Consider the following 11683-nt stretch of genomic DNA (forward strand, 5'->3'; position numbering starts at 1 on the left):
TATGAACGCCGGCTGAACCGAAAAAGGCCATTTGACGGCGAAATCAAGATCAGACCAAACGCCTGACCGCAGCCCCAAAAAGCGTCCTGTTGCCGGTATTTGCGGCCAGCCGCAACCTACTCGCGCGTCACGAGAGTTTCATGAAGGAGGCTTACACCAACGATATCAATTGCCATAAAGGAGTTTGGGATGGTCGACCTCGCTTCAAACACTTCGGAGGGTGGCAATGCCAACCATCCAATTCACGGCGCCGGTAGTTCGGCAAAATGGTTTCTGCCGATCTTCGGTGTCGTCGTGCTGGCCGGCCTTGCCTATGTCGGCTATGCCCTTGGCAGCGACCTCGCCGAAGCTGCCGCCGTTCCGTGGATCCTACTCGGCCTGGCGCTGCTGATCGCGCTCGGCTTCGAATTCGTCAACGGCTTCCACGATACTGCCAACGCCGTCGCCACTGTCATCTATACGCGCTCGCTGCCGGCGGAATTCGCCGTCATCTGGTCGGGCTTCTTCAACTTCCTCGGTGTTCTCACTTCGTCGGGCGCCGTCGCCTTCGGCATCCTGGCGCTGCTGCCGGTCGAACTCATCCTGCAAGTCGGCTCCGGCTCCGGTCTCGCCATGGTCTTCGCCCTATTGACCGCCGCCATCATCTGGAACCTCGGCACCTGGTATCTCGGCCTGCCGGCCTCGAGCTCGCATACGCTCGTCGGCTCGATCATCGGGGTCGGCCTCGCCAACCAGTTCCTGGCACCCGCCGGCTCCGCCACCAGCGGTGTCGACTGGTCGCAGGCAAGCAGCGTCGGCATGTCGCTGCTCCTGTCGCCGATCATCGGCTTTGCCGCAGCTGCAATATTGCTGCTGGTCGCCAAGGTGCTGATCCGCAATAAGGAGCTTTATGAAGCGCCGAAGGGCAATACGCCGCCGCCTATCTGGATCCGCGGCCTGCTGATCTTCACCTGCACCGGCGTCAGCTTCGCTCACGGCTCGAACGACGGGCAGAAGGGCATGGGCCTCATCATGCTTATCCTCATCGGCCTGGTGCCGACGGCTTTTGCGCTGAACCGCACACCCGATGTCAACTATCTCGAGGCTTACAAGGCTGCCTCAACGCAGGTCGAGACCGTGCTTGGCAAGTATGTGAAGCCCGGCGTTGCCGCTCCGGCCGATCCGAAGGCTGCGGTCAGCGATGCTGTCAAGAGCAAGATCTGGTCGGATGCGACCACGCCGGCACTTCAGGCCTACATTCACGCCACCAGCGCCGAGATCGCCGCTTATCCGAGCGTCGAGAAGCTGCCGAACGGCCTCGTCAGCAACGTTCGTAACGACATCTACCTGATCGGTGAATCGCTGAAGCTGATCGACAAGCAAAAGCTGCTGCCGATGAGCGCCGACGACCTGAAGGCCGTTACGAACTATCACGCCGCCGTCGATCACGCGACCAAGTTCATTCCGCTCTGGGTGAAGGTCGCCGTGGCACTGGCACTCGGCCTCGGCACGATGGTTGGCTGGAAGCGCATCGTCGTCACCGTCGGCGAAAAGATCGGCAAGACGCATCTGACTTACGGCCAGGGTGCTGCCGCCGAAGTCGTCGCCATGCTGACGATCGGTGCTGCCGACCATCTCGGCCTGCCGGTCTCGACCACGCACGTCCTGTCCTCCGGCGTCGCCGGCACCATGGCCGCCAACGGTTCCGGCCTGCAATGGTCGACCGTTCGCAACATGCTGATGGCCTGGATCCTGACGCTGCCAGCTTCGATCGCGCTTGCCTTCGTGCTGTTCGTCGTGCTGCGCCAGGTCTTCTAATCGTCGCGATAAAGGCGTCGAACATTTTCGATAAGACTATGGCGCCCCTGACGGGGCGTCATTTCATTTGCAGCATTCCGCCGGCAGACGCGGCACTGCGGCCGGCATCGCAAAACGCATCGAAAGCGTTCGCGAGATCCGCCTGCATTCCCACGGAGCATCGAAGCCGAGCCGTCAGGAGCGCATGAGGCGCCTGTTTGCGGATTGCTTCAGCCGACGCCTTCCCTCTTGTTGCCGTTCGCACCGAGGCCGGAAATCTTGGCAAGTTCCGAGCGACGGTTGGCGTAATTCTGCGCAACCATCGGATAGTTGGGAGCAAGTCCCCATTTCTGTCTGTATTCCTCGGGCGTCATGCCATAATGCACGCGCAAATGGCGCTTCAGGGTCTTGAAGCGTTTGCCGTCTTCGAGGCAGACGATGTAGTCGTTTGTCACCGATTTCTTCAAATCCACCGCCGGCACCAAGTTGCTTCGATCGACGATCGAAGCCGACCCATCCAACGTTTGCAGCGCCTCGTGAATATCCTTGATAAGCCTGGGGAGGCTGTGAACAGGGATGGCATTATGGCTGACATAGGCTGAAACGATCTTCACGCAGCCATCGAACAAAGCAGGCGTCTTCTGGGGTACGGGGTCTTTTCTCTCGCTGAAAGAATCCATGATCTTTTCCCGGATCTCATTTGGTTCCTCGTGCGCCGCCCCGCTCGAATTGCATCATGCGCGATACCCGCAGCCGGGCAGCGCGCCGTTTCGATTTGCGCCCTGTTCCAGGAGCGCGATCCCGGTTTGGTAACCGGGGTACAATGCGACCGCATGAAATGCGTGCGCAATCACAGCCGGTAGCTTTTCGCTCCGTATCCCATATCCGCAGCGGTCTGCGGCAGTTCGCCGGCGGAGTCCGAGAAGTAGACCGCCAGCTTGTTGCAAAGAGTGACGAGCGGCATGCCGAGCATGAACGCCGTATGAGTGGGATCTCCGCCGCAATGCTGCAGCGTCTGGAGAATAAGCTTGCGCTCGACATCCTCCATCGTCTGGCCAACGAGGCTGCTGACGGCGGTATCGACCGCTCCCTGCAGCAAACGGCCATCGCCAAGATGGAGGGTGATCTCCTCGATCAATCGATTTTCGCTTGCGGTCACGATAACGACATCATCAGCATGACCGCCGAGCTCGCACAGGACGTAGAGCCCGGTCTCGGCATCTATGCTGACGCGGCCAATCGCTTCTGCCGCCTGATCGCAGATAAGGACATGCGGCTCGGTTCCGCCGACGAATGTGGCGACCAGCTCGCCTCTCCCGGAAAAGACGATGCGAAGCCGGCTCACAAAAGCGCGCAGCAATGTCTTCGTCTTGAGCTCGCTCGCAGCCCGGGCCGCCGAGATCTGATAGGCGGATATGAAAGCCGGCTGCTTCATCATGACCTCACCTGCAAGGCCCTGATGGCAGGCTTCGGCGAAAGACCGGCGGACATACGCCATGCATAAGGTTTGGAGATTGCGGTCATATTCGGCGGGAAAATCATTCCACCCCCCGCAAGACGGCTTTCCGCTTGTAGCGCCGGAGCTGGGCCAAGGAAACCGGCTTCGACAGCAGGAAGCCCTGTACATGCGTTGCGCCCGCTTCCCGCGCCACATCGAGTTGGGAGCTGGTTTCGATACCCTCGACGACGACAAAGGGAGCAAAGCAGGCGGCAAAACCGACGAGATGGGAGAGGCTGTCGCTTCCGTCGCGCCCTTGCCTGTTATCCCACACGAAGGCTGCATCGATCTTGACGATATCGGCGGGCACCTGCAACAGCGATGCCGGCGTGGCGAAACCCGACCCGAAATCGTCAATGGCGATACGACAGCCGAGGTCACGGATCATCTTCATGCGCTCGATGGATGCGCCAACCACTGGATAGCTTTCGGTGACCTCGATGATGAGGCGCGAAGCAAGCTCCGGGCGGCGGCTGATTCGGCCGAATACATCGGCGAACCGATCGCGGCGCGACAGGCTGGTGGCGGAAAGATTGAAACCGAGAACCAGCGCCTCATCCGCAGTCAGATCGGACAGCACCATATCCAGAATGCGCAGATCGAGATCGAACCAGCGATCCTGCCGCTCGAGCAGCGAGACGAAGGTGCCGGCCGTGTGCACGGTGCCGTCCGAGTCCGTTACGCGCGCCAGGCTTTCCGCGTAGAATACCTTGCCGACATTTCCGGCATCATGAATCCATTGCGCCGCAAAACCCAGGCCACCTTCAGCGATCGCCTTCAAGATCAGGGCTCCATGCCCCTCCTCCTCACGGCTTGCACTACCGTTCATCGGATTTCCCTTTCGGGGCGACGCGGCGATCGAGGAACATCCAGGAACAGGAAACAGCGGATGATGAACGGCGCGTCTCGCTCCGAAACATCGGATTCCGGTGTCTATAATCCGCCTCTTCCATCTTCCAGACACCCTCAAACCTCAATCATTGAGGCCCCTTCATCGAGCTGGAAATATTGCGCCGAAGACCATAGTCAACCCAGCACGGATATGCCTACGAGATAGTTATTTAATAAATGCTAATACACTAATTAACTAGCGCTGCAAAAGTCAATCTCCGCGCAGCTTCTCCCGCACAACTAAACCAAAATATTAATGCTCTTCAACAATTATTCAGCACTTGCCGTCTGGGACCACCAGCCACTTTGCCGCGCCGCCTGCAGGGCTAAATCCAGAGGCGGCAGATCCTGGTGCCACAATCTTTCCCACTCCAGACTCATGATGCCGGCATAACCATCGGCATCGAGCGCTGACCGCAGTGCCGCCATCGGGAACTCGCCGGTACCGGGGAGCACGTACCTATAGGGCAGTCTCGGCCCCGGCACGGAAACGCTGTCCTTGATGTGGAGATGGTGCGTGTTGCGCCGAACCTGCTTCCAGGTTTCGACGGGATCTTGTCCGCCCTTGCGCCAAGTATGATGCGTATCCCAGATAAGAGCGCAATCGGGCGCTATTTCAAGGAAGCGTGGAATAGCGTCCGGCAACGCAAGAAAATCGTGTGTCTCGACGACCATAGCGGCATGAAAGCCTTCACGCTCCGCAGTCTCACGCCACCATTGCAGCGTCGCCAGCGCCTCGGCCAGCTCGCCCTTGTCGGCGGTTTCGCCGCCGTCGAAAACCCGGAGCGAACGAACGCCGACGGCCTCCGCCCATGGAAGATAGCGCAGGAACTCCTCCTTCGCCTGCGCTGTCGCGCCGACAAGACGCAGTGAAGTATTGAAGGCACAGACGCTAACGGGAGAGGCCTGTAGCACTTTGGCCAAGCCGGCCGGAGAACCGAACCTTTCGGTGAAATAGGCAACCAGATCGACAGCGCCGCCAAGGGCGCGGATTTCGATGGCGTCGATGCCATGGTTCGCTGCCAATCCGAGGGCTTCGCTCAATTCGAATTCCGCACATCCCAGTGTGGAAAATGCCGACACCATCCGCGACCTGTCACTATCAGCTGTGATCACCAGAGCCTCCTCCGCCCGATTGGCACCCACTCAACGCGCGGATGGGTGCGCCCCACCCATCCGCGGTTTGCGGCTCGACATAAGTAACCAAACGGATAATTAAGGAGCTGGCTTCGGCCGTCAAGCACCGATCGCAATCCACCCCGTGGGGCAGCTCATCAACGATCAAAGGCGCGGCGAGGGATATTCACAATAAGCAAGCCGGATATCCATCACCAGACGATCGGATGCGTTTCACCGGTCGCGACATTGACCAAACCTTCCGGCGCCCTTTCGGAGGGCGCGACCAGAACCCAGCGCCATGGCGCGCAGGTGAGCGTCGCAAAGGAAAGCCGCTCGGGAAAGCCCGGCCACCAGCGCGGCGAGAAGGTCGGCTCATACATCCAATCGATCTCGGCCCCGGCCTTATACAGCGCCTGCATCTCCGCATCCAGCTCCTCGGCCGAGCGCGCCGTCATCAGGCCGCCGACTTCGTAGCGGACACGGGCGACGACTTTTCCGCCCGAAACCAGCACCCAGCCACCCTGCTGATCCTTAAGGGCATTGGCGACCATGGCCATGGCTTCATCGGAGGAGCCGACGACCCAGATATTGTGCTTATCATGGCCGAGTGTGGCGCCGAGCGCAGTGTCCGGCGTGCGCGGCCCCGTGCCCAGCCAGAACATGCGGGCGACCTTGGCCTCGCCGGAAAAGCGATCGACAATGGCGAATTTCGTGACGTTACGATCATGATCGCGCTGCACGGCGCCATCGCGAACCGGCAGATCCATGGTGATGAAATCATCGGCCCAGTGAAACGGCCGCAGCAGTGCGGCCGTGGCCGTGTCGGACGCTGATGGAGCGGCAATGCGAAAATCTTCCGCCATGACGGTCCGGTCGATGCGGACCGTCTGCGTTGCCCATGCCGGCCAGCCGATCTCCGGACGAACGCCGACGAAGGCCTTGCCTTCGGCTGCCGGCTTGCCATCGGCCCAGACCCTGGCGATCGACAGCGTCTTCACATCGTCCAGCAGCACGATATCGGCAAAACGGCCGGGCGCGATCGAGCCGACCCATGGCGTCAGCCGCATGTGCCGGGCGGGATTGATCGTCACGCATTGAATGGCAATTTCCGGCGACAGCCCATTCTCAATTGCCAGCCGGACATTATAGTCTGTCGCGCCGATCTTCAGCGTGTCGCTGGCGCTACGATCGTCAGTGACGAAGGCGATCTGCGACCAGTCGGACAATCCTTTCTCGATCAACCCCTTGATCACCTCGGGCAGGGAATGCGGCCTGAGCTCGATGAAGAGGCCATGCGTCAGCTTCTCCCAGATCTCGTCGAGAAACCAGCCCTCGTGATCGGAAGCGAGTCCGGCGCCGGCAAAAGCATTGATCGACGGCAGATCGCGCAGGCCCGCGCCATGACCCTCGACCACGCCGCGCTGTTCGAAGGTGGCCCGGATCATGCCCCAAAGGCGATCGTAAGCCGGATTCTCCGGGTTGCTCACCGACGGCCAGTCCATGACTTCGTCAAGGCCGGCCACCATCAGGCTTTCACGCAGAAACGACTGCTGCTCGTCATAGCCGAAGTGACCGCCGCCCCATTCGTAAGCCGTCGGCGGCACGGCCGATCCCGGCAGAGGAAATATCTTCATCGGCGAGCCGCGGCGGCGCGCTTCCAGCCAGAATTCCAGATTGCGGGCGCCGTTCACATTGGAAAACTCATGGCTCGCCTCGCAAGTCCAGGTGACACCATGCGGCATGACCAAAGCCGCTTCCCATTCCGGCGTCAGATGCGAGCTTTCGATATGCTTATGCGCTTCCCCGAAACCGGGAACGGCTGCGAGATGCGGCTCGTGCACACGCTCGCTCACCTCACCCTGATAACTGCCGGCCGGGCCGACATAGGCGATCCGCCGGCCTTTGATGACGATTTCCTGGTCGTCCAGCCAGCTGCGGCTATGCACATCCAAAAGCCTGCCGACACGCAGCAGGCGATCCGCCGGACGGCGGCCGAGCGCGGTCAGCGTCAGATCCTGACGGATCAGCACTTCGTCCGCCGCATTGATGAGCAGATCGTCCGGAAGATTTGTGTTCGGGGATGTCATGAGAAGCATGCCTGCAGGATATTCGGTCAATTGAGGGTAGAGATGACCGATCCGCGTGTAAAGCTGCCCGGCCCACCGGCAGAATAATCGCATGTTAAATGAAGACATTGCTGAGCCTCTCCTTCTCCCGACGAGGGAAAGGAGTTCGCGGATCTCAACGATGTGCAATGGCCGGACGTCGCAGCGTGACGCAACATATTCATCCCATCAAAGGCAAAAACCACCCCCCTGCCCATTTGTTGGGCTTGTAAAGCCGGTGCTCGAAAAATAGTATCCTGCAAGCTTGAAACATATGCCCGATTTCATTGACCAAAAGGATTTCGAGAATGAACGGCCTCACCCTTGCCCGTGTCGCGGGATTTGTTCTCCTTGCCGCGGCAACTGCGATGCCGGGCTTCGCCCAGGCAAAGACGCTGACTATCTCCTGGTGGGGCTATAATGGCGAGAAGATGCAGGCCAACATCATCGAGCCCTTCAAGAAGATCTGCGGCTGCGACGTCGTCTTCGAAACCGGCAACAATGCCGACCGTCTCAACAAGCTGAAGCTGCGCAGCGGTAAGGGCGTCGACGTGATCTATCTCACAGACAGCTATTCGCAGCTCGGCATACAGCAGGGTCTCTTCCAGGAAGTCGATCGCAGCAAGCTCCCCAACCTTGCCGATCTCTACGATATCGCCAAGGGGCCGCAGGGCAATTACGGCCCGGCTTACACGATCGGCCGCATCGGTATCGTCTACGATACCGCGAAAGTGAACCCGCCGCTCACCTCCTGGAACGATCTCTGGCGCGACGACCTGAAGGACGCCGTTTCGCTTCCCGGCATCACCACAACGGGGGGGCCGCTGACGGTGCTCCAAGCCGGCAAGCATGCCGGCGCCGATCCCTATGCCGATGCTGACAAGGCCTTCGAAGCTATCGAGGCGCTGAAGCCGAATGTCGTCAAGAACTATAATACCGGCTCCGAACTGGTGAACCTGATTTCGACGGGTGAGGCCAAGGTGGCGATAACGCAAGATTTTGTTCTGTCATCCCTGCGATCGGCCGTTCCGACGATGGCCTGGGCCGATCTGAAGGAGGGCGATATCGCCGTCCTCAACACGGTCAATATTCCGAAGGGCTCGGAAAACGTCGAGCTCGCGCATCAATTCATCAACTTCATCCTGTCGAAGGACGTGCAGCAGGCGGAAGCCGAACAGGGCGTCGATGCGCCGGTCTCGACCAAAGTCGTGCTGCCACCTGAGAAAGCCAAGCTCTGGACCTATGGCGCCGAGATGATCGCCAAGCTCAGCCGCATCGACTATCAGAAGCTGATCGAGGCGCAACCGGACTGGGTCGATCGCTGGAACGAGATTTTCGGCATGTAACAGGGCATGCCGCATAGTCTGCGGCGTTCTCACGGAATGTAGTTGATGAAGCATTTGATGAAATGGGGATTGGCGACGCCGGCCATTCTGGCCGTAGCGCTCTTCCTGCTCGTTCCCGTCGTCATTACGATTGCGGCGACCTTCGGCGACCTCAAGGGGATTTTCTCCCCCTATGTCACTTTCTTTTCCAGCGGCTTTCGCCGCACGGTACTCTTCAGGACGATCGAAGTGGCGCTGATCACGACGGCGATCTCGCTGTTTATCGGCTTCATCGCCGCCTATGTAATCGCGCAGATGCCAGGCCGCGCCAAAAGCGTGATGATCATCGCCGCTGTCTTTCCGCTGCTGACCGGCGTGGTGGTGCGCTCCTTCGCCTGGCTGATCATTCTCGGCAAGAACGGCATTCTCAACACCATCCTCATGTCGATCGGCGTCATCAGCGAGCCGCTCTCGATGCTCTACACGGAGGGCTCTGTCATTGTCGCGATGGTCTATCTCTTCGTGCCCTTGATGATCCTGACGCTCGTCGGCGTGCTTGAGGGCATACCGCAGGATCTCATCCAGGCGGCGACATCGCTCGGTGCCACGCCGGCCGCAACCTTCCGACAGGTCATCCTGCCGCTTGCCACGCCAGGCCTGATCGTCGGCGCGGTGCTAGTGTTCACCGGCAGCTTCACCTCCTACGCGACGCCGCAGCTGCTTGGCGGCGAAAAGCAGATGATGATGGGCACCTTCCTCTATCAGCGCGCCATGGTCACCTTCGACTGGGTCGGCGCCTCGACGATCGCCGCCATCATGGTGGTGGTCACGATCGGCATTGTCGCGATCATGAGCCGGCTCGCGCGACGGCTGAACCCGATGGCGGTGTGATCATGACAAGAACGGTCCATCCCGCGCTCATCGCTTTCACCGCCCTCGTCTTCCTCTTCCTGCTGGCGCCGCTCGTCATCATCATCGGTGCCGCCTTCAGCGACACAACCTATCTCACCTTCCCGCCGCAGGGCCTGACGTTGCACTGGTTCTCGAATATCTTTCAGATCGAGGCCTTCCGCACGACGGCGATCACCAGCCTGGAGCTCGCCTTCCTCGGAACTGCACTGTCGCTGCTGATCGGCATTCCCGCCGCCTACGCCATCAGTCGCTACAGGATCGAACTGCCGCGCTGGCTTTCGACACTTTTCGTGCTGCCGATCCTCGTTCCAGAAATCGTCTTCGGCTTCTCGCTGATGAAATCGATCACGATCGGGCTTGGGCTGCCGATCTTCCCGAGCCTCTTGATCGGTCATGCGCTGCTGGTGCTGCCCTATTCGGTGCGCGTCGTCAGCGCCAGTCTCGCGAGCTTCGATTTCTCGATCGAGGAAGCGGCGATCAGCCTCGGCTGCCCACCCCTGAAGACCTTCCTGACAGTGGTGCTGCCGAATATCCGCGCCGGCGTCATTGCCGCCTTCATCCTCGCCTTCATCACCTCGATCAACGATGTCTCGGTCTCGGTCTTCCTGACAGGCCCGGGCATCTCCACCCTTCCGATCCAGATCCTCGCCCATATGGAGCAGTTCTTCGATCCGACCATCGCGTCGGTTTCCGTGCTGCTGATGCTCGTCACCGTCGCCGTCATGGCGATCGTCGAAGCTACCCTGGGCCTCACCTTCCTGACAAAGTAGCCGCCCGTGACCGTATCGCTCTCCATTAATTCCATCAGCGCCCATTACGGCAAGACGGCGGTCCTGCAGGATCTTTCGCTGTCCGTCGCCGCCGGCGAACTTGTCTCGCTGCTCGGCTCCAGCGGCTGCGGCAAGACGACAACCTTGCGGCTGGTCGCCGGCTTCCTGCAGCCGACCAGCGGCACGATCAAACTCGGCGACCGCGACCTGACAACACTGCCGGCGCATGCCAGAGATATTGGCTTGGTGTTCCAGAACTACGCGCTGTTTCCGCATCTGACGGTACTCGAAAACGTCGCCTTCGGCTTGAAGCAGCGCCGCACGCCGACTCAGGAACGCCGGCAAAAGGCAGCCGCCATGCTGGAGCGTGTCGGCCTTTCCGGCCTCGGCGATCGCCTGCCCGGCGCACTCTCCGGCGGCCAAAAGCAGCGCGTCGCGCTCGCCCGCGCTCTCGTCATCGAGCCGCCGCTTCTGATGTTCGATGAACCGCTATCCAATCTTGATGCTAAACTCAGGGTCGATATGCGCGTCGAGATACGCCAGTTGCAGCGCGCCAATGGCACGACCTCGCTTTACGTGACCCACGATCAGGAGGAAGCCTTCTCAATCTCGGATCGCGTCGCCATCATGAATGCCGGCCGTATCATGCAGCTCGATACACCCGAAACCCTCTACCGCAAGCCCGCCAACAGCTTCGTCGCCCGCTTCGTCGGCTTCGAAAACCTGCTGCCGCTGCAAGTCGTCGGGCGGGCGGGCGCAGTGGTGACAGCCGAGGCTGCGGGCGGCGCAAGGATCACTCTGTCGCAAGACGATTTCGGGCCGATCCCGAACAGTTTTGTCCTCGGCTGCCGCGCGGACGGGCTTTCGGTTCGACGCGAAGGCAGCGGCCTGCCGGCGATTCTGGGAACACGTACCTATCTCGGCCGTGCCTATCAATACCAATGCGAAACAGCGGCCGGTGCTATCGTCGCCAATGGCGCCTTGTCGGAGCCGATGGCTGCCGGAGATGCCGTCGTGCTTGTACCTGTGCCTGAGCAATGCTGCATTCTTCAGCCGGAGCAATAGAATTCAGGCTTCGATCTCTTTTTGTGAGCTATGGTTGCAATCGCCATCGGCGGGTAGCCTCTGCGCCATTGATATTGTGGCCATTGGAAGGTGGTACTGCGAGGACTTCAGGCCTTGGTTCCGTGTTGCATTGTTTGGCTTGTTGCGAGGGTTTGCTGTTGGTTTGGAGGCATGAGGCGTTGCTGGAACGCAAAAAGCCCGCGGGAAGCGGGCGTTGTGGGT

At 60.2% G+C, this 11683-nt stretch carries 11 protein-coding genes; 5 read left to right on the forward strand and 6 right to left on the reverse strand.

The genetic code is table 11. The features are described from left to right. The first annotated feature begins 189 nt into the window (after positions 1–189). Positions 190–1797: an inorganic phosphate transporter gene (locus AC13RC_RS18945; RefSeq protein ID WP_113352078.1), complete on the forward strand. Its 1608-nt coding sequence runs from the start codon at positions 190–192 to the stop codon at positions 1795–1797. Between the two features lie 209 nt (positions 1798–2006). On the opposite strand, the gene AC13RC_RS18950 is transcribed toward AC13RC_RS18945, so the two are convergent. The 5 genes from AC13RC_RS18950 to AC13RC_RS18970 form a co-directional block, all read right to left on the reverse strand. After that, the gene (locus tag AC13RC_RS18950; protein WP_113352079.1) at positions 2007–2456 is read right to left on the reverse strand and encodes a Ros/MucR family transcriptional regulator; all 450 of its coding nucleotides are present in this window, start codon (positions 2454–2456) and stop codon (positions 2007–2009) included. A gap of 170 nt (positions 2457–2626) precedes the next feature. After that, complete coding sequence (locus tag AC13RC_RS18955) at positions 2627–3214, reverse strand: helix-turn-helix domain-containing protein (RefSeq protein WP_173004669.1); 588 nt, start codon at positions 3212–3214, stop codon at positions 2627–2629. A gap of 100 nt (positions 3215–3314) precedes the next feature. After that, positions 3315–4103, reverse strand: coding sequence for an EAL domain-containing protein (locus tag AC13RC_RS18960; RefSeq protein WP_113333559.1), 789 nt, complete (start codon positions 4101–4103; stop codon positions 3315–3317). A gap of 332 nt (positions 4104–4435) precedes the next feature. After that, positions 4436–5281: a sugar phosphate isomerase/epimerase family protein gene (locus AC13RC_RS18965; protein WP_488558084.1), complete on the reverse strand. Its 846-nt coding sequence runs from the start codon at positions 5279–5281 to the stop codon at positions 4436–4438. A gap of 212 nt (positions 5282–5493) precedes the next feature. Next, complete coding sequence (locus tag AC13RC_RS18970; RefSeq protein ID WP_488558085.1) at positions 5494–7371, reverse strand: adenine deaminase; 1878 nt, start codon at positions 7369–7371, stop codon at positions 5494–5496. Positions 7372–7757: 386 nt separating this feature from the next. Between AC13RC_RS18970 and AC13RC_RS18975 the strand changes: the two genes are divergently transcribed. The 4 genes from AC13RC_RS18975 to AC13RC_RS18990 are packed head-to-tail and all read left to right on the forward strand — an operon-like array spanning position 7758 to position 11461. After that, a complete protein-coding gene (locus AC13RC_RS18975) occupies positions 7758–8735 on the forward strand; it encodes an ABC transporter substrate-binding protein (RefSeq protein WP_488558092.1) in 978 nt (325 codons plus the stop codon). A 45-nt stretch (positions 8736–8780) separates the two neighbouring features. Then, positions 8781–9605, forward strand: coding sequence for an ABC transporter permease (locus AC13RC_RS18980; protein ID WP_113390774.1), 825 nt, complete (start codon positions 8781–8783; stop codon positions 9603–9605). Further along, positions 9605–10396, forward strand: a complete 792-nt coding sequence (locus AC13RC_RS18985; RefSeq protein ID WP_113390804.1) for an ABC transporter permease — start codon at positions 9605–9607, stop codon at positions 10394–10396. Before AC13RC_RS18980 ends, AC13RC_RS18985 begins: the two co-directional genes overlap by 1 nt. A 6-nt stretch (positions 10397–10402) precedes the next feature. Continuing rightward, positions 10403–11461, forward strand: coding sequence for an ABC transporter ATP-binding protein (locus AC13RC_RS18990; RefSeq protein ID WP_113390773.1), 1059 nt, complete (start codon positions 10403–10405; stop codon positions 11459–11461). Between the two features lie 3 nt (positions 11462–11464). On the opposite strand, the gene AC13RC_RS18995 is transcribed toward AC13RC_RS18990, so the two are convergent. Continuing rightward, a partial coding sequence (locus AC13RC_RS18995; RefSeq protein ID WP_488558086.1) for a hypothetical protein occupies positions 11465–11683 on the reverse strand: 219 nt, incomplete at its 5' end.

This window comes from Martinezella sp. CNPSo 3890 (assembly GCF_057784455.1).